General features: G+C 63.0%; 16 protein-coding genes. 8 read left to right on the top strand and 8 right to left on the bottom strand.

Features of this window, described 5'->3' with window-relative positions; translation table 11 throughout:
* Positions 1–126: 126 nt before the first annotated feature.
* Together leuA and GJB56_RS24505 are read left to right on the top strand one after the other, a co-directional pair.
* Positions 127–1,935: a 2-isopropylmalate synthase gene (gene leuA, locus GJB56_RS24510; RefSeq protein WP_019746565.1), complete on the top strand. Its 1,809-nt coding sequence runs from the start codon at positions 127–129 to the stop codon at positions 1,933–1,935.
* Between the two features lie 248 nt (positions 1,936–2,183).
* The gene (locus GJB56_RS24505) at positions 2,184–2,561 is read left to right on the top strand and encodes an SHOCT domain-containing protein (RefSeq protein WP_020968226.1); all 378 of its coding nucleotides are present in this window, start codon (positions 2,184–2,186) and stop codon (positions 2,559–2,561) included.
* A gap of 131 nt (positions 2,562–2,692) precedes the next feature.
* On the opposite strand, the gene GJB56_RS24500 is transcribed toward GJB56_RS24505, so the two are convergent.
* Entirely contained in the window at positions 2,693–3,586 is an 894-nt protein-coding gene (locus tag GJB56_RS24500) for a LysR family transcriptional regulator (RefSeq protein ID WP_069147130.1), read from the bottom strand.
* Positions 3,587–3,676: 90 nt separating this feature from the next.
* Between GJB56_RS24500 and GJB56_RS24495 the strand changes: the two genes are divergently transcribed.
* The 6 genes from GJB56_RS24495 to GJB56_RS24470 all read left to right on the top strand — a co-directional run bounded on the left by GJB56_RS24495 (position 3,677) and on the right by GJB56_RS24470 (position 11,189).
* A complete protein-coding gene (locus tag GJB56_RS24495) occupies positions 3,677–4,618 on the top strand; it encodes an EamA family transporter (protein ID WP_113683519.1) in 942 nt (313 codons plus the stop codon).
* Positions 4,619–4,643: 25 nt separating this feature from the next.
* Complete coding sequence (locus tag GJB56_RS24490; RefSeq protein WP_021332917.1) at positions 4,644–5,897, top strand: Mur ligase family protein; 1,254 nt, start codon at positions 4,644–4,646, stop codon at positions 5,895–5,897.
* Entirely contained in the window at positions 5,890–6,603 is a 714-nt protein-coding gene (locus GJB56_RS24485) for a type 1 glutamine amidotransferase (protein ID WP_019746560.1), read from the top strand. Before GJB56_RS24490 ends, GJB56_RS24485 begins: the two co-directional genes overlap by 8 nt.
* A gap of 53 nt (positions 6,604–6,656) precedes the next feature.
* Entirely contained in the window at positions 6,657–7,340 is a 684-nt protein-coding gene (locus GJB56_RS24480; RefSeq protein WP_113683518.1) for an IclR family transcriptional regulator, read from the top strand.
* A 157-nt stretch (positions 7,341–7,497) separates the two neighbouring features.
* Complete coding sequence (locus GJB56_RS24475; RefSeq protein ID WP_113683561.1) at positions 7,498–9,801, top strand: cytochrome P450/oxidoreductase; 2,304 nt, start codon at positions 7,498–7,500, stop codon at positions 9,799–9,801.
* 41 nt (positions 9,802–9,842) lie between these two features.
* The gene (locus GJB56_RS24470) at positions 9,843–11,189 is read left to right on the top strand and encodes an MFS transporter (RefSeq protein WP_113683517.1); all 1,347 of its coding nucleotides are present in this window, start codon (positions 9,843–9,845) and stop codon (positions 11,187–11,189) included.
* A 182-nt stretch (positions 11,190–11,371) separates the two neighbouring features.
* On the opposite strand, the gene GJB56_RS24465 is transcribed toward GJB56_RS24470, so the two are convergent.
* From GJB56_RS24465 to GJB56_RS24435, 7 genes are all read right to left on the bottom strand, one after another.
* Positions 11,372–12,541 carry a low temperature requirement protein A gene (locus tag GJB56_RS24465; RefSeq protein ID WP_113683516.1) on the bottom strand — a complete coding sequence of 390 codons (1,170 nt, stop codon included), beginning with the start codon at positions 12,539–12,541 and terminating at the stop codon, positions 11,372–11,374.
* Positions 12,542–12,607: 66 nt separating this feature from the next.
* Positions 12,608–13,735 carry an acyl-CoA dehydrogenase family protein gene (locus GJB56_RS24460; RefSeq protein WP_113683515.1) on the bottom strand — a complete coding sequence of 376 codons (1,128 nt, stop codon included), beginning with the start codon at positions 13,733–13,735 and terminating at the stop codon, positions 12,608–12,610.
* A 1-nt stretch (position 13,736) separates the two neighbouring features.
* Positions 13,737–14,942 carry an acyl-CoA dehydrogenase family protein gene (locus GJB56_RS24455; protein WP_060939252.1) on the bottom strand — a complete coding sequence of 402 codons (1,206 nt, stop codon included), beginning with the start codon at positions 14,940–14,942 and terminating at the stop codon, positions 13,737–13,739.
* A 17-nt stretch (positions 14,943–14,959) separates the two neighbouring features.
* Entirely contained in the window at positions 14,960–17,170 is a 2,211-nt protein-coding gene (locus tag GJB56_RS24450; protein ID WP_060939253.1) for an acyl-CoA dehydrogenase, read from the bottom strand.
* A gap of 27 nt (positions 17,171–17,197) precedes the next feature.
* Positions 17,198–18,328 carry a steroid 3-ketoacyl-CoA thiolase gene (locus tag GJB56_RS24445; RefSeq protein WP_060939254.1) on the bottom strand — a complete coding sequence of 377 codons (1,131 nt, stop codon included), beginning with the start codon at positions 18,326–18,328 and terminating at the stop codon, positions 17,198–17,200.
* Complete coding sequence (locus GJB56_RS24440; protein ID WP_113683514.1) at positions 18,325–19,161, bottom strand: SDR family NAD(P)-dependent oxidoreductase; 837 nt, start codon at positions 19,159–19,161, stop codon at positions 18,325–18,327. The genes GJB56_RS24445 and GJB56_RS24440 overlap by 4 nt, the downstream gene beginning before the upstream one ends.
* Position 19,162: 1 nt before the next feature.
* Entirely contained in the window at positions 19,163–20,371 is a 1,209-nt protein-coding gene (locus GJB56_RS24435; protein WP_113683513.1) for a DegT/DnrJ/EryC1/StrS family aminotransferase, read from the bottom strand.
* Positions 20,372–20,381 lie beyond the last annotated feature (10 nt).

Raw genomic sequence — 20,381 nt, 5'->3', positions numbered from 1 at the left:
ACGGGGTCTGATCCAGACTGGCCTCCCGCCGCGGGGTTTTTGTGCGCCGGTCGACCAAGCCTTCCGGACTCATGGTCTTGACCAACAGGTCATCAGGCCAGGTCCACAATCCTGGAGATCACACCAATGTCCCCCGCTGACGCATTCACCACCGGCACTCGCACCATTACCCCGCCCACGAAGCCGGCACCTTCCGACCAGCCTGCGTGGAACACGCAGAAGAACTCGTCGATGCCGACGTTCCGCTACCGCCCGTTCGCCGAAGAGGTCGAGACGGTCACGCTGCCCGACCGCACCTGGCCGGACAAGATCATCGACCGAGCACCCCAGTGGTGTGCCGTTGACCTGCGCGACGGCAACCAGGCGCTGATCGATCCGATGAGCCCGGCGCGCAAGCGTCGTATGTTCGATCTCCTGGTCCGTATGGGCTACAAGGAGATCGAGGTCGGATTCCCGTCCGCGAGCCAGACCGACTTCGACTTCGTTCGCGAGATCATCGAAGACGGCGCGATCCCGTCCGATGTCACCATCCAGGTGCTGACGCAGTCGCGTCCCGAACTGATCAAGCGCACATTCGAGGCGTGCGAAGGTGCCGAGAACGCGATCGTGCACTTCTACAACTCCACCTCGATCCTGCAGCGCCGCGTCGTGTTCCGCGCCGACAAGGACACGATCAAGAAGATCGCCACCGACGCCGCCGAACTGGTCCTGGCCGAGTCGAAGAAGTACCCGGACACCAACTGGCGCTGGGAATACTCGCCCGAGTCCTACACCGGCACCGAGCTCGAGTACGCCAAGGAAGTATGTGACGCCGTCACCGAAACCCTGGGTGCGACGCCTGCCAACCCGGTCATCCTGAACCTGCCCGCCACCGTCGAGATGGCGACACCCAACGTGTACGCCGACTCCATCGAGTGGATGCACCGCAACCTGGCCCGCCGCGATTCGGTCATCCTGTCGCTGCACCCCCACAACGACCGCGGCACCGGCGTCGCTGCAGCCGAGCTGGGCTACCAGGCCGGCGCGGACCGCATCGAAGGCTGCCTGTTCGGCAACGGCGAGCGCACCGGCAACGTCTGCCTGGTCACCCTCGCTCTGAACATGTTCACGCGCGGCGTCGACCCGCAGATCGATTTCTCGAACATCGACGAGATCCGTCGCACGGTCGAGTACTGCAACCAACTGCCCGTCCACGAGCGTCATCCGTACGGCGGCGACCTGGTCTACACCGCGTTCTCCGGCAGCCACCAGGACGCCATCAACAAGGGCCTCGACGCCATGAAGGTCGACGCCGACAACCAGGACTCGGACGTCGACGACATTCTCTGGCAGGTCCCCTACCTGCCGATCGACCCCAAGGACGTCGGCCGCAGCTACGAGGCCGTCATCCGCGTGAACTCGCAGTCCGGCAAGGGCGGCGTCGCGTACATCATGAAGGCCGATCACGGTCTGGTGCTGCCGCGTCGTCTGCAGGTCGAGTTCTCGCAGTCGGTCCAGAAGATCACCGACGGCGAAGGCGGCGAGGTCTCGCCGAAGGAAATGTGGGACGTCTTCCACGAGGAGTACCTCGCCCCCGTCACCCCGCTCGAGCGCATGAAGCAGAAGGTCACCGCCTCCGAGGAGGACGGCGGCACCGACGCCATCACCGCCATCGTCAAGGTGAACGGCAAGGAGCAGGAGATCTCGGGAACCGGTAACGGCCCGCTCGCTGCCTTCGTCGACGCGCTGGGAAGCATCAACTTCGACGTTCGTGTCCTCGACTACTCCGAGCACGCAATGTCCGCCGGCGACGACGCCCAAGCGGCGGCCTACGTCGAGTGCGCAGTGACTGGCCCGGACGGTCAGAGCACCGTCGTCTGGGGTGTGGGTATCGCCACGTCGATCACGACGGCGTCGCTGCGCGCCGTGGTTTCGGCAGTGAACCGCGCGAGCTGACACTCACGCAATACGAACCCGGCTCTTCAACAAACCCTGGTCTCACCCGATTTTCGGGTGAGACCAGGGTTGTTTTCACGGCACAGAAGTTCTTCGGTCCGTGTTTTCGGTTCGGCATGACATAGGTCCCGAAAGAGTCGCTTAGCGAAGTTAACAAACAGGATTCACCCATCGAGGATGATGCAGCCGACCTCGGCACGTGAGATAGTCACCTCAGACAAATCCGACTTGTGAAATGGGGCTCGACAATGGATTCCTTTTGGGACTTCCTCTGGCTGATCATCATCAGCTTCGCGTTCATCGCGTACCTGATCCTGCTCTTCTCGATCATCACCGACCTATTCCGTGATCACAAGACTTCCGGCTGGGTGAAGGCAATCTGGATCGTCTTCCTGTTCTTCATTCCGCTGCTCACCTCGCTCGTCTATCTGATCGTCCGAAGCGACGGAATGGCCCAGCGCTCCATGGAGGCTGCTCAGCAGGTCAAGAATGCACAGGACAGCTACATCCGTGAGGTTGCCGGAAAGTCCCCGGCCGAGTCCATCGCAGATGCAAAGGCGCTTCTCGACGCCGGCACCATCAGCGAAGAAGAATTCGCAGCGCTGAAGGCCAAGGCCCTCGCCTGATTCAGGCCCTCACTAATCAGTGAGGATTGCACTACCGAAACGGGAGCGACACTAATCGTGTCGCTCCCGTTTTGTATTCATTCACCATCCGCCGTTCATGCACCGACAGCCGTTCATTCACCAACAGCCGTTCATTCACCGACCGCCCGGGCGACGTCGCGAAAAGCGTCGAGAACCACTCCGATTGCCGGGCTGCGGTCGATGTGTAATCGAGTTGCCAATTCATAAACGCGTGCAGCGCGCACGCCTGCCACCGGTTTCCTCGACACTCCAGGATGTGTGATCGCGTAACGCGGCATCAAAGCCACACCGTGGCCCGCCGCCACCAACTCTTCGATAACTCGGAAATCGTTTATCCGATGAGCGACTCGAGGTTGGACCCCGGTGACGGATGCAACGGACAACAGAACGTCGTCGACCGGAAACCCGCCGCGCACGCTGATCCAGTTCTCGTCGGCCAATTGTTCCAACCGGACCGAATCCTGCTCGGCGAGTGGATGATCAGGCCGCAGCACCAGATCGATCGGTTCACGCATCAGCGGTTGCACGCTGACCCGGGGAAACGAGGTCTCGGCGCCGCGTTCGTCACGGTGAGTGAGGATCACGTCGTGATCGGCCAACAGTCCAGGGACGGCCGACGCCGGTTTGTCGACGTCGTGGGCGTCGATGTCCACGTCCGAGTTCTTCAGCGCCGTCAGGACGCCGGGCAGCAGGAGAGCTGCTCCGGAGGGAAAGAACGCGACTCGCACCTTGCCGCGCGGCGAGCCTCGGTACGACGCCATCTCGTCCGCTGCCCGGTCGAGCGCCGCCACCACGTCGTCGGCGCGGAGCACCAGCGCTCGACCAGCGTCGGTGAGGCGCAGCGTGCGCCCGTCCGGTTCGAGGAGCGAGACCCCCGCCTCTCGGCCGAGGATCTTGAGTTGTTGCGAGACGGCGGACGGTGTCATCGAGAGAGCGAGAGCAGTAGCGCCGACGGTTCTTCGGTCGGCGAGCTCGCGGAGGATCCGCAAGCGCGTGGCATCCATACGGTGACGAATATCCATGTAGCAAAACTACATGGATAGTGCATCTATATTCGCTTGTTCTGATGCTTCGTACGGCTCACGATTAACGTCATGACTCCCCGCGACCGTCTCCTCGGCCTGACCGTGATCGTCTTGTGGGGTCTGAACTTCCTGGCCATTCGCGTCGGCCTGGATCATTTCCCGCCGTTCTTCTTCGCGGCGCTGCGGTTCCTGATCATCGCGATTCCGGTGGTCATCTTCGTGCCGCGTCCGCAGGTACCGCTCCGTTGGTTGCTGCTCTACGGATTCGGTTTCGGATTCGGCCAGTTCGTCTTCCTCTTCTGGGCGATGCATTCGGGGATGCCGACGGGTCTCGCATCACTGGTCCTGCAGTCGTCCGCGCCGTTCACCGTCGTCCTCGGCGCGTTCCTACTCCGCGAGAAGCTCAGCGTCTGGCAGGTCTCCGGGATCGCCGTCGCCGTAGCCGGTATGTCGTTGATCGGCTGGGACCGTTCACACCACGCGGCACTGCTGCCCGTGATCCTCACGCTCCTCGGCGGCCTGTCCTGGGCGTTCGGCAATCTCGGCAGCCGCTTGGCCGCGGCGAACACCGTCGGCGAGCCCGCACCGATGCGCTTGATGCTGTGGATGTGCGTCATCCCGCCGTTGCCGATGCTCGCCCTGTCAGCGGCGGTCGAAGGCCCCACCGTCGGATGGCACGCGCTCGGCACCGCGTTCAGCGCCGACGCCTGGCCGTCACTGGTCGGGCTGGCCTACATCATTCTGCTCGGCACCATCGCCGGATCCGGGCTCTGGACGATGCTCATGGGCCGCTATCCCGCCGGCATGGTGGCGCCGCTCTCCTTGCTGGTACCGGTAGTGGGAATCGGCGCATCCTGGCTGTTCCTGCACGAGGATCCGAGCCCGTTGTCCCTGGTCGGGGCAGTCATCGTGATCGCCGGAGCGAGTGCCGCACAGATGAGGCGCAAGCCCGCGAACACTGTTTTCTCGGACACACCTGCAGCCTCACCACCGGCGCGACTCGGCGTCTGACGATGCCCTGTGCCAAACTCGGGCCGTGGGAACTGGACTATCGATCACAGTGCGCGGAAAGCTCGCCATGCGAGCTGCCGCAGCAGCATCTTGGGCATCGCAGAAGGCCGGTCGCGGCAAGGGTTCGATGATCGGCGGGTTGATCGCCCTCAAGATCGACCCGACGCTCATGACTCAGCTCGGACGCGGCAAGCGCACCGTCGTGGTCACGGGCACCAACGGCAAGTCGACGACCACGCGTATGACCGCCGCAGCGCTCGCGACACTCGGTGACGTCGCCACGCAGGCCGACGGCGCCAACATGGATGCCGGGATCGTGGCCGCTCTGGCCGCGCGTACGGACGCAACGCTGGCAGCACTCGAGGTCGACGAACTGCACGTCCCCCACGTAGCCGACGCCGTGAATCCGGAAGTGATCGTGCTGCTCAATCTCAGCCGCGATCAGCTCGACCGGGTCGGCGAGATCAACATGATCGAGCGGAAGCTCCGCGCGTGCGTCAATGCGCATCCGAACGCGGTGATCGTCGCCAACTGCGATGATGTACTGGTCACCTCCGTGGCATACGACGCCACCAACGTCGTGTGGGTTGCTGCCGGCGGCGGCTGGGCCGGCGATTCCGTCAGCTGCCCGCGCACCGGCGAACCCATTGTGTGGGAGGGAAAGCACTGGCGCAGTACCGGTTCCGACTTCGCGCGGCCCGAGCCGACCTGGTGGCTCGACGACGACAATCTCTACGGCCCCGACGGCCTGAAGATTCCGATGACGTTGACTCTCCCCGGAAAAGCCAACCGCGGTAACGCCGCTCAGGCCGTAGCTGCTGCGGCTGCTTTGGGCGCAGATCCGGTCGGGGCAGTTGCCGCCGCGTCGACGGTCCAGGAAGTCGCCGGCCGCTACAGCACCGTCGAGGTCGGACCGCACTCCGTCCACATGCTGCTCGCGAAGAATCCCGCCGGTTGGCAGGAAGCGCTGTCGATGATCGATCCCACGGTGGACGGACTGGTGATCGCGGTGAACGGTCAGGTGCCGGACGGCGAGGACCTCTCCTGGCTGTGGGACGTGAAGTTCGAGCACTTCGAAGGCGTCAAGGTAGTGGCCGCCGGCGAACGCGGAACCGATCTCGCCGTTCGCCTCACGTACGCAGGCGTCGAGCACACCCTCGATCCGGATCCGTTGCGCGCCATCGCTTCCTGCCCTCCCGGACGCGTGGAGGTACTGGCGAACTACACAGCCTTCCGTGATCTCAACACCGCCATCGCGAAGGAGTCTCGCAATGTCTGACTCGACAATTCGCATCGGACTGGTTCTCCCCGACGTCATGGGCACCTACGGCGACGGCGGCAATGCCCTGATCCTGCGTCAGCGTCTGCGGATGCGCGGGTACGACGCCGAAATCGTGGACATCACCTTGAGCGATCCGGTCCCCGACTCGCTCGACGTGTACACATTGGGTGGCGCCGAGGATTCCGCTCAGCGACTCGCAACGCGCCATCTCGCGAAATACCCTGGCCTGCAACGCGCCGCCGAGCGCGGCGCACCGGTTCTGGCGATCTGCGCTGCCATTCAGGTGCTCGGCAACTGGTACGAAACCTCCAGCGGCGAACGCGTCGACGGTGTCTCGATGCTCGACGTCACGACCTCTCCGCAGGAGAAGCGTTCCATCGGCGAGGTCATCACGAAGCCCTTGATCGACGGGCTCACCGCGCCTCTCTCAGGTTTCGAGAATCACCGCGGCGGAACAACTCTGGGTAGCTCAGCCTCTGGATTCGCACGTGTCACCCATGGTGTCGGAAACGGCGTCGGTGACGGATTCGAAGGCGTCGTGCAGGGTTCGGTGATCGGGACGTACATGCACGGACCCGCCTTGGCCCGGAATCCGGAACTCGCGGACCTCCTGCTCATGCGGGCCTTGGGCGTCAACGAGCTCGAACCCCTGCATCTGCCCGAGGTCGACAAGCTCCGCAAGGAGCGGCTCGCGATTCGCTGATCTCTGGCAACGCAAAGTCGGACACGGACCGCCCGCCCACGAACAGGACGCCAATGAGTACCCTGCAAACTCTGGATCGTGGGCTGCGTGCGCTCGACATCATTGCTCAGTTCCCGGCCGGGATTTCGGTTGCGGACCTTGCTCGTGAGCTCGACGTGCACCGGGCCATCTGCTATCGCATCGTTTCGACACTCGAAGCACATTCGCTGGTCGCTCGGATCGAGGACGGACGAATTCGACTTGGTGTCGGAGCCGCGGTTCTTGGTTCTTGCTTCGAGCCACAGCTCAACCGGGACGGGCAGTCCCTACTCCACTCACTGGCAAACTCCACGCGCGCAACCGCCTTCATATCCGTTGCGCAAGGCCAGGATTGCGTTGTACTGATGGTCGCCGAACCCGAAGACACACTCATCCGGGTGGGATACAGAACCGGCACGCGGCACCCCCTCGACAAGGGTGCCGCCGGGATCGCGATATTGGCCCTGCGCCCCGAAGCTGCATCTGATTCCGAAGAGGTCAAACAGGCGCGCAAGGACGGATACAGCCTGACTTTGGGGCAACTCGAGCACGGCGCCATCGGCATTGCGTCCGGGATTGCACTGCCGGAGAAGCTCGGAGCGGCTACGAACCTCGAGCGCAGCGTCGGCGTCGTGGCGATCAACGGTCTCGACACCGAACTCGCTGCCCAAGCCGTGATGACCACGGCGCGAGAACTCGAACGCCTCATTTCTGCCTGATCGTTCCGTCGGCGAAATCTTCGCCCGACTGTGTTTTTCAGCCATCTTGACCTTTGAATGTGACCTCCCTTACCCTGTGCAAAGTGCGCTCAAGGCACACTATGTGCGCTATTAGTAACTTCACAGTTCAGGACGGTTTATAGAGATGTCAGAAGTCATGAACGGATGCCCGATCGATCATGCGGCTCTTAACTCGGGATGTCCGGTATCCGGAAAGGCAGCCGACTTCAATCCCTTCGGCGGCGACTACCAGGTGGATCCCGCTGCGTCGCTGCGCTGGTCGCGTGACGAGGAGCCCGTGTTCTTCAGTCCCGAGATCGGCTACTGGGTCGTCACCCGTTATTCGGACGTCAAGGCCGTCTTCCGCGATAACATCCTGTTCTCGCCGTCCGTCGCACTGGAGAAGATCACCCCTGTCTCGGAGGAAGCCACCGCCACCCTCGCCAAGTACGACTATGCGATGTCGCGCACCCTGGTGAACGAAGACGAGCCCGCGCACATGCCGCGTCGCCGCGCATTGATGGATCCGTTCACACCGGCGGAACTCGTGCACCACGAGCCGATGGTTCGTCGCCTCGTCCGCGAGTACGTCGACCGCTTCGTGGACTCAGGCAAGGTCGACCTCGTCGACGAAATGCTGTGGGAGGTCCCGCTCACCGTCGCGCTGCACTTCCTCGGCGTGCCGGAGGAGGACATGGACGACCTTCGCAAGTACTCGATCGCGCACACCGTCAACACCTGGGGACGACCCGCACCCGAGGAACAGGTCGCGGTCGCCGAAGCCGTAGGCAAATTCTGGCAGTACGCAGGCACTGTGCTCGAAAAGATGCGCAAGGATCCCTCCGGCCACGGCTGGATGCCGTACGGTCTCCGCGTCCAGAAGGAACAACCGGAGGTCGTCACCGACTCCTATCTGCACTCGATGATGATGGCGGGAATCGTTGCCGCCCATGAGACCACCGCCAACGCGTCAGCCAACGCATTCCGCTTGCTGCTCGAAAACCGGAGCGTGTGGCAGGAGATCTGCGAGGATCCCAGTCTGATCGCGAACGCCGTCGAGGAGTGCCTGCGGCACTCAGGCTCAGTTGCCGCGTGGCGCCGACTGGCCACTGCCGACACCCGAATCGGCGGCATCGACATCCCGAAGGGTGCCAAGCTCCTGATCGTCACATCGTCCGCAAACCGCGACGACCGCCATTTCGAGAGCGGAGACGAGTTCGACATTCGCCGCGAGAACTCGAGCGATCACCTCACTTTCGGCTACGGCAGCCATCAGTGCATGGGCAAGAACCTAGCTCGTATGGAGATGCAGATCTTCCTCGAGGAGATCACCACACGACTCCCACACCTGGAACTGGTCCCCGATCAGGAGTTCACCTACCTACCGAACACCTCATTCAGAGGACCCGATCATGTTTGGGTACAGTGGAATCCGGATGCGAACCCGGAACTCCGCGATGCTTCGATTCTCACGCGAACACAGCCCGTGAAGATCGGTGAGCCGTCCAAGACCAATATCTCGCGCACGGTGCGGGTGGACGCGATCACTCCCGCCGCCGACGGCGTGGTCATGGTGACACTCTCCGATCCTTCCGGCAAAGCACTTCCGAAGTGGACGCCAGGCGCGCATATCGACATCGATCTCGGCGATCTGACGCGGCAGTACTCGCTCTGCGGCAACTCTCACGATCTGTCCCGCTACGAGATCGCCGTGCGCGAAGAGCCCGAGAGTCGGGGCGGCTCACGGTACGTGCACCACACTCTCGAAACCGGCCACACCCTCAAGATGCGTGGGCCCCGCAACCATTTCAAGCTCGATCCGGCTGCCGAGCGCTACGTCTTCGTAGCAGGCGGCATCGGAATCACGCCGATCGTGACGATGGCCGATCATGCCAAGGCCGTGGGCAAGGATTACGAGATCCATTACTGCGGAAGCAGTGTCGCCACGATGGCGATGCTCGACAGGCTGAATGCCGATCACAGCGACCGCCTTGTCGTGCATTCCAGCGCCGCGGGCAACCGCCTCGACATCACGACAGTGTTCTCCACTGCGACGGCACACACTCAGATCTACTCCTGTGGTCCTGAACGACTGCTCGCCGCGCTCGGGGAGGCTACTGCGCACTGGCCCGAAGACTCGCTGCACGTCGAGCATTTCACCTCCACGCTCGCGACACTCGACCCGTCCAACGAGCACGCGTTCGAGGTTGAACTCCGTGACTCCGGTCTGACAATCCAGGTCGCCGCCGATCAGACCGTCCTCGACGCGTTGCGTGCCTCCAATATCGACATCCCGAGCGATTGCGAGGAAGGCCTGTGCGGATCGTGCGAGGCCCCCGTCCTCGACGGCGAGGTGGATCACCGCGACATGGTGCTCACGAAAACCGAACGCGCTCAGAATAAATCGATGATGACCTGCTGCTCGCGCGCCTGCGGACAGAAGATCTCCCTCGCCCTCTGACCCATCTTTCCCCCATTTCTTCCCGACCCGAAAGGATCCTCATGGGATCACAGAAAGCCCAGGTCTCCGACCTGGAAGAGCCTCCCGCCAGCGACGCCGTCCCCCGCAGTAGTTTCAAGCGCGTACTGACCGGCAGCATGGCTGGTGCCGTTCTCGAGTGGTATGACTTCGCGATCTACGGCATCCTCGCCGCAACCGTACTGGGGCCGCTTTTCTTCCCGGGCGACAGCGGCGTTGCGAAGCTGCTGCTCGCACTCGCCACCCAGGGCCTGGGCTTCGTCGCCCGGCCGCTCGGCGGCATCGTATTCGGGCACCTCGGCGACAAGTACGGCCGCAAGCCGATGCTGGTGACCACCTTCATTCTGCTGGGTACGGCGACTGCCGCGATCGGCTTGCTGCCCACCTACGAACAGGTGGGCATCTGGGCCACTGTCGGGTTGGTAGTCCTACGCATGATCCAGGGCTTCGCGCTCGGCGGCGAGTTCGGTGCCGCAGTGCTGCTGGTCAGTGAGTACGGCGAACCCAAGCGTCGCGGTTTCTGGGCCTCGTGGCCGCAGGCCGGTGCACCGATGGGTACGGTGCTGGCCACCGTCGTGGTATCGATCCTCGTATTCGCAGTCCCGGACGAGGCGTTCGACCAATGGGGTTGGCGCATCGCCTTTCTGTTCGCGATCCCGCTGCTCGTCATCGGCTTCTGGGTGCGCCGCGGCGTTGAGGAATCGCCTGTGTTCAAGGCCGCACAGGAGCAAGCTGCAAAGGCGCCACAGCAGGAGAACCGCTCGAGCATTCTCGAAGCGTTGTCACGACCGGGCACGGTGCTCATCGGCCTCGGTATGCGCATCGGCGAAAACATCGCTTTCTACGTTTACACGATCTTTGTCATTGCTTACGCCACAACATATTTCGACTTCGAGCGCGGCAACGTCATCATGGCAGTTACCTTCGCCTCGGTGTTCCAGTTCGTTGGCATGATCGGGGGCGGAGCGTGGTCCGACCGGGTCGGCCGACGCCTCGCAATGCTCGTGCCCGCTGTCGTCCTCATGATGTGGGCTCCAGTCTTCTTCTGGCTTGTCCAACTCGAGAGCCTTCCGATGCTGTGGCTCGGTGTGTGCGTCGGAGCACTGTTCCACGGCATGCTCGCCGGCCCGGAAGCAGCCTGGATCACCGAGTTGTTCCCGACCCGCTATCGCTATGCCGGCTCCTCGCTGGTTTTCCAAGGTTCGTCGATCATCGCCGGTGCACCTGCCCCGTTCATCGCCATCTGGCTCATCGAGAACCACGGCGTAGGCATGGTCGTGGGTTACCTGGTGACCACGATGTCGATCACCGTGATCGCACTCTTGGCAAGCCGCGAGACCAAGGGAGTCGACCTCGACAAAGTCGAGTAGTCCCTGCAGCTGAACTCCGAGGATGGCGGGAACGGCAGGAGGTCGATGGACGGACCCACTACGACTTGGTTTGCAGCGCGTCGTCGGGAATCTGGATCTGTGCCTGGGATCTGGATTTTCGACGACGCGAGACTGGACCGGCGGCCCAACTTTGGTCGTCATTTCGAAAACACGCCTGGCGATCAGCACGCGGCAGTACCCTTCGTTCCCTCAGTGAGAACCAATTCCACTGCCAGCAGCGCAGCGCACGCCAGACCGGCCACCAATTCCGGGACGGCGGTGAAAGTGCCGCCGACGATCACCGCAATGGCCACGCCGAATGGCACGAGGGTTCGCGTCGAGGAATCGTGCAAGCGGATGTGAATACACCACAGTGCCGCCAGGATGACGGCAACCGGCACCGTGACGGCGGCACCGGTCACCAAGGCACTGCCTTCGGCGTGGCCGGTCCAATAGTCGACGCGGGAAGCCAATCCGGCACCGATGGCAGCGGCGGCGGCAAAGATGAAGTAGTGCCCGAAACCCCAGACGAAGGGCGAGACGTTGTCGCCGCTGAGAGCGTCGCCGGCGTTTCGCTGAAAGTACAGCCACCACAGGCTGAAGACGATCAGGATTCCGCCGACCACGACGTACGCCACTTTGGCCGCCGGATGTTCACCGGACACCGCGTCCTGAATCGCGACGGTGGTGGACAGAATCGTTTCGCCGAGAACGATGATGAAGAACAGTGAGTATCGTTCCGCGATGTGGTGCGGGTGCCAGGGCGTCACTCCGGGCTTCTCCGACCACACCGGCACGGCAAATTCACACAGCACCAGGAACAAGAACGTCGGAACGTAGATTGCCGTCGGCACGAAGTAGAAGCCGATCCACCCAAGTTGAACCAGGACGATGCCAAGGGCGTATCTGCGTGCGGTCAGTGCGTGTTCGGGATCATTCCTCGACACTCGAACCCATTGAATCACCAGGGCTATTCGCATGATGACGTAGCCGAGAATAATCAGCAGAGGATCGTTGTCGAAGAAGCGCGGAATCCCGGCTGCCAGTACCAGCGCGCCCAGAATCTGGAAGATCGTCAGAAGTCGCGCAATGCCGTCGTCGTTGTCGTAGGCCGAGGCAAACCACGTGAAGTTCAGCCACGTCCACCAGATCGCGAAGAATGCCATCGCGAAGTGCCCGACGCCCGAAGCCGCGTGCCCTTCGCTGATCGCGTGGTGCAGACCGGTGGCCGCTTGAGCGACCGCCACGACGAAGCAGAGGTCGGTGAGCAGCTCGAGCGGCGTCGCCACCCGATGCGGCTCGTGCGGATCCCGCGGAACCAACGGCCGGATGAACGAACTGGTGCGATTCACGAAGGGCAGAGTAGCGCGATGATTGCCGACGCGCTGCCCGTGACTGCAACCTGTCGTCTCAGATATTCACGCCGACGCCCCGATCTGGGCTCGGATTTCCAACTGATCGGCGAGTTCGGCGCCTATCGCCCCCGCGCTCCCCAAGGTGAAGGCGATCTGCCGTCCCCACAGGAAATAGCGGTGAATCGGGTAGTCGACGTCCGCGCCGATTCCGCCGTGCAGGTGCTGGGTCGCGTGCACCACACGCAGGCCGCCGCGCGACGCCCACCATTTGGCGACCAGCGCCGCTGCTTCCGCTTCACTCTCGACTCCGCTGTCCATCAGCCAGGCAGCGCGGTGCGTGGTCAACCTTGTGCTCTCGGTGTCGAGGTACGCGTCGGCGGCCCGGACGGCAACTGCCTGGTTGGTCGAGAGTGGACGACCGAATTGCACTCGCTCGGAGGTGTATTTCGCCGTCATCGCCAGCGCTTCCTCGCAGACGCCGGTAGCCAGGGCCGCAAGAGCCACCCGTGCACGCCGCAACGTCCAGTCTCGAACCACCGCGCCGTCTGCGGGAAGTGCGTCAGCTGCAGTAACCGCAACCCCGTCGAACTGCACAGCGCTGTTGCTCTCGCGGTTGGTCACCGCAAGCGGTGTACGCACCAGCGCGTCCCGGTCCGTGGGCACGATCATGACGCTGACACTGCCGTCCGGCATCGTCACCGGAACGACCAGCGCGGCCGCGAACTCCGCGGCAGGCACGGAGTCGACGTGGCCTGACAGAACCCAACCGTCAGGCGCCGGTTCGGCGCGAACCGCCGTCTCGGCGTTGTAGCCGGTGTCGAATGCGCCGGTGACGATCACCGAGCCGTCGAGCAGTCCCGGAAGCCACGACGCTTTCTGCTCCGTGCTGCCGAACTCGGAAATCGGCAGCGCCGCCGTGGAAAACACCGACCAGAGCGGCACCTGGGCGACCCGGCGGCCCTGTTGTTCGAGCACCGCAGCCAGGCCGAGCATTCCGAGTCCTGCTCCCCCGACCTCTTCCGGCAGAGCGATTCCCAGAACGTCGGAGTCGGCGAGGAGCTTCCACAGTTCGGCGTCGAAACCGCTGGTGCTCTCCACTTCCCGCAGTCGGTCCACTCCGCACTTCGCCGAGAAGATCGATTCACTCAGATCCCGCACGGCGGACAAGTTGTCGTCGAATTCGAATTCCATGTCAGCTCTTTTCGTTCTGTGCAGCGGGCCGGCGACGCGCAGCAAGCGCCATGCCCAGGCATTTTGCGGCGACAATTTCACGCATCACTTCGTTGGTACCACCACCGAAGGTGTTGTTCTGGGCGCGCCGACCCAGGTTCTCGACCCGCCCTTCCAGTACCGCTCCGGGTGTACCGGGGCGCAGTAAGCCTTTGGCACCCAGCACTTCCTGCAGCATGCCGTACGCACTGACGACGGCTTCGGTACCGAAGATCTTGGCCGCGGCCGAATCCCCGCCGCCCAAGGTGTTGGCGGCGACGTCCGCCACCAGTCGCAGGTTCATCAGGTCGGCGGCGCTGAGCAGCGCGTAGACTTCCGCCAATTTCTCACGTACCCAGCCGATGTCGTAGACGTGGCCGTCACCGGCGGGTTCTGTCTTTGCCCACTCGACCACCTCGGCGAAGAGCTCGTTGGCGATGCCGCCGCGTGCTGCCAGGGCAACACGTTCGTGGTTGAGCTGGTTGGTGATGAGCTTCCACCCCTGATTGAGCTCACCGATGACATTGCTGATCGGCACCCGAACATCTTCGTAATAGGTTGCCGAAGTGCTGATTCCGCCCACGGTGTGAATTTCGGTGACCGAGAACCCCGGCGAATTGGTCGGTACCAGGACCACGGAAATGCCCTGATGCGTCGGCGCGTCAGGATCGGTGCGAACGGCAAGCCAGACCCAGTCGGCAAACACACCGGCGCTGGTGAAGATCTTGTTGCCGTTGATGACAAGCTCGTCGCCCTCGATGCGGGCGCGTGTTTCGAGTGCCGCGAGATCGGTGCCCGCATTGGGTTCGGTGTAGCCGATGGCAAAGATCAATTCACCCGCCAGGATCGGACGCAGGAAGAAGTCCTTCTGAGCTTGCGTCCCGTGCTTGATCAGAGCGGGTCCGACGGTGTTCAGCGTGACCAGTGACAGCGGCGCATTCGCGCGAATCACCTCATCGTAGAACACATACAGAGCTTCGGGGTTCTCACCCCGACCGCCGAATTCCTCCGGCCACCCCAAGCCCAGCCAACCGTCTTTACCCATCCGGCGCAGGATGCGATCGAAGACGGGGCCGCCTTCGGTCTGATCCACGAGAGCACGGCGGTCTTCGTCGTTGATGATCTCTGCGAAGTATGCGCGCAATTCCTTGCGCAGAGTCTTCGACTCCTCCGACAAATCCAAGTACATGGTGAAGCTCCTAAGATCTACGAACGCGGCAGGCCGAGTACGCGCTGCGCGATGACGTTGAGTTGGATTTCGACGGTTCCGCCGCCGAACAGAATCGAGGGAAGTCCGATGTGGTCTATCGCGTAACTCGCCGACGGGTCGACAACTGCGGCGCGCGGTCCGAGCAGTCGCAACAGGTCCCGCGAGCCCTCGCGCTGCGCCAGGGCGTTGTACACCTTCGACACGCTGATCTCGGCGCCCGGTTCCTGACCCGCCAGTCGCGCCGACACTCCGCGCAGATTCATCGCGGACAGTGCCAACTCACGAGAGATACTGCGGCCGAGGCCTTCCACTGCATCTTCGCGGGGGCAGTCGTGGCTCGCGTCGGCAATCACCTGACGGAACAGTCGACTCGAACCGTGGTGCAGCGTGCTGCCCATGCTCAAGCGTTCGTTGGACAGCGTTGTCGCAGCCAGTTTCCACCCTTGCCCAGGTTCGGCCACCAGGCAGTCGTCCGGCACGAAGACGTCGTCGAGGAATACCTCGTTGAACTCCGACTTACCGGTGGCTTGCTTCAGCGGGCGTACGTCGATGCCCTTCGAGGTCATGTCGACCAGGAAGTACGACAGCCCACGATGTTTCGGAGCGTCCGCGTCGGAACGCGCCAGGCATACTCCCCAATCTGCCTCGTGCGCACCCGAGTTCCACACTTTCTGACCTGACAGGACCCAGCCACCGTCGACCTTGCGCGCTTTCGTGCTCAGACCGGCCAGGTCTGATCCCGCGCCCGGCTCACTGAACAGCTGGCACCAGATGATGTCGGCACGCAGCGAAGGCTCGACGAACCTGTCCTGCTGCTCGGCGTTGCCGTGTTCGAGAATCGTGGGCAGCACCCATTCCCCGATCACCGTGGACGGTTGAGCCCAACCTCGCATCGCGAATTCATGTGCGATGACGGCCTGTTCCCTCGGTCCCGCTCCCAGCCCGTACGGCGCCCGATAGTGCGGGGCAACCAGTTTGGCGTCGGCAAATCGGGCGCGTCGAGCGCTCCCCTTGGCCGGCGCCCAACTCGCGCTGGTGGTTCCGTCGTCAGGCAGCAGCGCAACCTCGTCCAGAACCCTCCGAACCTGCTCTCGTAACTCCGGCAGCATTTCCGGGTCGACAAAGGAGAAATCCCGTTCCGAATCGGCGGACCGGTCTCCCAATGTGTGTGCCCACTTCACCTCGGAACCCGCCACTGCCGCGATACTGATCGCCCGGCGCCAGTACAGATGCGCGTCATGCTCCCAAGTGAATCCGATTCCGCCGAGCAAAGTTACACATTCGAGGGCGTTCTCGATGCCGACGGGCAAAGCGGCCAACGCAGCTTGAGCCGAGACAAGTTTCTGCTGATCCTCGTCGTGCTCTTCGGATCGAGCGGCGTCCCACGCTGCGGCACAGGCAATCTCGGAGCGGACCAACATCATGGCCGCCTTGTGCTGAACTGCCTGGAAGCTTCCGACCGGACGGCCGAACTGCTGCCGGGACTTCACATAGTCGACTGCGGTCCGTAGCGCCCACCCGGCGATACCGCTCGCCTCCGCAGCCAACACCGTGTTGACGATCAGTTCGACTCGGTGCGCCTGGAGGCCGTCGACGATCAGCCCAGCCTCGACCTGGTGATCGGTCAACGTCAGTGTTCCGATCGACCGTGTCAGATCCACCCCGTCTTCGATCACCACCGCAGCGGAAGTCGACGGTTCGAGCCGGAACCACAACTCGCCGTCTTCGCTGTTCGCCCGCACGAGAACGACATCAGCTCCGGGCAGACCTAGAGCTGGGTCGGCAGAACCGCTCACTGTCCACCCAGCGTCGCTGCGAGCCGCGCGCAATCTCGTTCCGGTGCAGACTGCTCCGGTTGCACCGGCGGCCAATTCGGTCAGCATTGTTTCCGCAGCCGGGCCCGCAGCTGTTGCGAGAATGCCGCTCGCGATGACCGTCGGAACGTACGGTCCCGGATAGAGCGCATCACCCAATTGCTCGACTACCACTGCAAGTTCGGCAAGACCCGCCCCGTCACCGCCGTACTGCTCCGGCAGGTGCACTGCGTGCAGGCCCTGACGGACCAACCCATCCCACGAGTCCGGCCGATCACCGGCGGCGTACCTCTTGACGTTGCTCCGGGTATCGGCGATTCCACCGAAGCGGTTCGCGAATGCGGCTACCGCTTCCGCCAGGTCACGGTGATCTTCGAGCAGGGGTAGTGCCATGGCAGGTTCCTCAATCTTCGGTTCTTGTCAGATGCATTCGAGAATCAGGCAGGTGGTTGCGGCGGACGCGCAGATCGCGATCAGTGCGATGGACTTGTTCCGGCGTTCCAGTTCGTCGATGACATTGGCCAACAGTCTGATTCCGGTTGCACCGGCCGGGTGGCCCAGTGCGATTGCACCACCGTTGACGTTCAGCAATTCGGGATCGACGCCGTGAACCTGCGCGAACGACATCGGTACCGAAGCAAATGCCTCGTTGACCTCGAACAGATCGATGTCGTCGATTGTCAGCCCGGTGCGTCCGAGCACGATGTTTGCCGCGTCGACGGGACCGTCGAGCATGAACTCGGTGTCACCGCCGATGACGCACTGCGCCAGTATCTTTGCGCGCGGCCGCACGCCGAGGGCCTTGGCTCGATCCTCGGACATCAGCAGAGCGGCACTCGCACCGTCCGAGACCTGCGAAGACGTTCCAGCGGTGTGCAATCCGCCCTCTTGAACGGTGCGCAGCTTCGCGAGCCCTTCGAGACTCGATTCGCGCAGACCCTGATCCCGATGAACCGGAACGTCAGAGCCCGGAGCGACCACATCGATGATGTGCGAGTCGAAGCGTCCTGCCTCCCACGCCGCCGCCGCCCGCTGCTGCGAGCGCAGCCCGAAGGCGTCGAGATCCTCGCGGCTGAAACCGCGTTTGACAGCAATCCGATCGGCCGCGGTGTACTGGTCGACGGTATCGAGTGACCACGACTCCGGACGCGGCGTTCCCAGGCCGGTACCCACCTTGTACGTCAACGGAGCGCGGGACATCAACTCGACACCGCACGCCACACCCACGTCGACTGCACCGATGGCAATCTGCCCGGCAATCAACTGCACCGATTGCTGCGCTGTGCCGCACTGCGCGTCGATCGTGGTGCAGCCCGCTTTCAACGGAAGGCCCGCATGCATCCAGGACGTACGCACGATGTTTCCGAACTGCTCACCGAGAGGCGTCACACAGCCGCCGATGACCTGGTCGACCGCGTCAGGATCCACGCCCACCCGATCCAGCACGCCTCTCTGCGCATAACCCAACAGTTCCGCCGCGTGGACTCCGGACAGCCAACCCTCACGCTTGCCGAACGGCGTTCGTGCTGCGTCCACGATGACGGGCTTCATGCCAACTCCTCGGTTCGTAGTGCCGTTCCGTCCAGACCGCGTACGGTCAGGGACCACTCGTCGATCAGGTCCAAGCTGACGCTCGAGCGCGCGGTGAACTCGGTGTCGCAATCACACAGCGCTGTGACCGCTTCCACCATTTCTTCCATAGATTCGACCTGATCCGGCCGGATAGTCTCACCGACCAGGACTCTGGCGCCCTCACTGAGCACCGCTGCCCGCGGTTGAACCGTGTTGACGCGAACCCCCTGGCCGTAAAGTTCCACGCCCATGCCGTTGCGCATCCTGTTGAGCGCTGCTTTGGACGCGCCGTACACGGTCATGGAAGTTCCCGGTTCGACCCACGTGAACGGCGGGCCATGCCACGGTTTGACGGTGCCGCTGGACACGTTCACGATCCAGCCGTATCCGCTTGCCACCATCCCCGGCACCACGGCTTGCATCAGATCGAGCGGTGCATGGACATTTGCCTCGAACATCAAACGTCGCCGCCGCAGTGGGTAATCCGACAGCGGCTGATAGATCGCCGCTGCCGCGTTGTTCACCAGGATGTCGATCGTCCCGCCAAGCTTCTCGATCGCCAGCGGCACCACCGTGTCGCGCTGCTGCTCGTCCGTCAGATCTGCGACAACTATCTCGACTTTGGTTCCGTACTTGGCAATTCGAGCCGCAGTCTCTTCGAGACTGCCCGGCAGGGTTGCATGCGTGCCGAGCGTCCGAGCCACGAGGGCGACGTCGGCACCCTCGGCTGCCAGTCGCTCTGCGACGCCCGCACCGATTCCGCGACTGGAACCGGTGACAAGCGCTCGGCGGCCGTCAAAGCGCCTCGTCATGCTATTTGAACTTCGAGGCGAAGCGATTGATGCTCTCCGCGATCCGTGCAACTTCGTCTTCACGCAGGCCGTGACTCATGCCGAGTGTCATTCCTCGGGCGAAAACCGCGTCGGCTTCCGGCAATCCTTCGGCCGGCTGACGGAACTCGATGTTGTTCATCATCGGGTGACGAGTGACGTTGCCGCTCCACACAGTTCGTGTGTCGATACCGTCGGCCTCGATGGCTTCCTGCAGGTCGCTGCGCGTGAAGGGGGCGTTCTCGTTGATCATCACCGGGTAACACAGCCACGCCGTATCGAGACCGTCGAGTTCTACCGGCGTCGTGAAGAATTCAGGATGGGCGCCGTATGCCGCCGTGAAGGCCGCAAACGTCGCCTTACGCGTCTTGTAGTTCTCTTCCAGCTTGTCGAGCTGCACGACGCCGTAGGCTGCGCCGAGTTCGGAGGGCTCGAAGTTCCATGACATGAGCTCGAAGATGAAGTCGTTGTCGTAGTCGACGCCGTCGAGTTCTTCACGGAAGACTCGGCCGGATTTGGTGCTACCGAACAGGTTTGGCTCGCTGCGACGGCCCCAGCGGCGAAGCAGGAGCGCCTTGTCGCGGCTGGCTTCGTCGTCGACGCACACCATTCCGCCGGTTCCCGCGCACGTGATGATGTGTGCCATCGAGAAACTGGTGACGACGATGTCCGCCCGGGAGCCGGTGGGAGTGCCGCGGAGCGTGGCGCCGATCGCGTCACACGAATCCTCGATCACCTTGAGTCCATGGCGATCAGCGATATTACGAATGACGTCCCAGTCCGGGCAGTTGCCGGCGAGGTTCGGCATCAGGATGGCACCGGTCTTTTCGGTGACCATTGCCTCGATCTTGGTGACGTCGACGTTGAACGTGTTGGGTTCCACGTCCACGAACACCGGCACCAGACCGGCACGCACGATCGGTGCGATGTCGGTGGAGAACGTCAACGGCGACGTGATGATCTCGCTTCCCGCAGGCAGTCCGAGCAGCTCGACTGCCAAGTACAAACCCGAGGATCCCGAGTTGCACATGACGCCGAACTTCTTGCCTGCCAAGGCCGCGATGCGTTCTTCCATCTCGAAGACGTTCTTGCCGATGCGCAATCCTTGATGCCCGCTGCGCAAAACGTCGACAACCGCCTGTATTTCTTCCTCGCCGTGTGTAGCCCTGGCGTAGGTGATCCGCTCACTCATCTTGTTCCTG

Source organism: Rhodococcus sp. AQ5-07 (genome assembly GCF_009707305.1).
Classification (GTDB): domain Bacteria; phylum Actinomycetota; class Actinomycetes; order Mycobacteriales; family Mycobacteriaceae; genus Rhodococcus_F; species Rhodococcus_F erythropolis.
This window is presented reverse-complemented; position numbering and strand designations above follow the sequence as displayed.

Bases quoted from the DNA above. Each gene is read 5' to 3' on its own strand.
- GJB56_RS24455 (WP_060939252.1), bottom strand. From the start codon at position 14,942: ATGTACTTGGATTTGTCGGAGGAGTCGAAGACTCTGCGCAAGGAATTG.
- GJB56_RS24445 (WP_060939254.1), bottom strand. From the start codon at position 18,328: ATGAAGCCCGTCATCGTGGACGCAGCACGAACGCCGTTCGGCAAGCGT.
- GJB56_RS24435 (WP_113683513.1), bottom strand. From the start codon at position 20,371: ATGAGTGAGCGGATCACCTACGCCAGGGCTACACACGGCGAGGAAGAA.
- GJB56_RS24460 (WP_113683515.1), bottom strand. From the start codon at position 13,735: ATGGAATTCGAATTCGACGACAACTTGTCCGCCGTGCGGGATCTGAGT.
- leuA (WP_019746565.1), top strand. From the start codon at position 127: ATGTCCCCCGCTGACGCATTCACCACCGGCACTCGCACCATTACCCCG.
- GJB56_RS24495 (WP_113683519.1), top strand. From the start codon at position 3,677: ATGACTCCCCGCGACCGTCTCCTCGGCCTGACCGTGATCGTCTTGTGG.
- GJB56_RS24440 (WP_113683514.1), bottom strand. From the start codon at position 19,161: ATGACGAGGCGCTTTGACGGCCGCCGAGCGCTTGTCACCGGTTCCAGT.
- GJB56_RS24450 (WP_060939253.1), bottom strand. From the start codon at position 17,170: ATGGCACTACCCCTGCTCGAAGATCACCGTGACCTGGCGGAAGCGGTA.
- GJB56_RS24505 (WP_020968226.1), top strand. From the start codon at position 2,184: ATGGATTCCTTTTGGGACTTCCTCTGGCTGATCATCATCAGCTTCGCG.
- GJB56_RS24480 (WP_113683518.1), top strand. From the start codon at position 6,657: ATGAGTACCCTGCAAACTCTGGATCGTGGGCTGCGTGCGCTCGACATC.
- GJB56_RS24500 (WP_069147130.1), bottom strand. From the start codon at position 3,586: ATGGATGCCACGCGCTTGCGGATCCTCCGCGAGCTCGCCGACCGAAGA.
- GJB56_RS24470 (WP_113683517.1), top strand. From the start codon at position 9,843: ATGGGATCACAGAAAGCCCAGGTCTCCGACCTGGAAGAGCCTCCCGCC.
- GJB56_RS24475 (WP_113683561.1), top strand. From the start codon at position 7,498: ATGAACGGATGCCCGATCGATCATGCGGCTCTTAACTCGGGATGTCCG.
- GJB56_RS24485 (WP_019746560.1), top strand. From the start codon at position 5,890: ATGTCTGACTCGACAATTCGCATCGGACTGGTTCTCCCCGACGTCATG.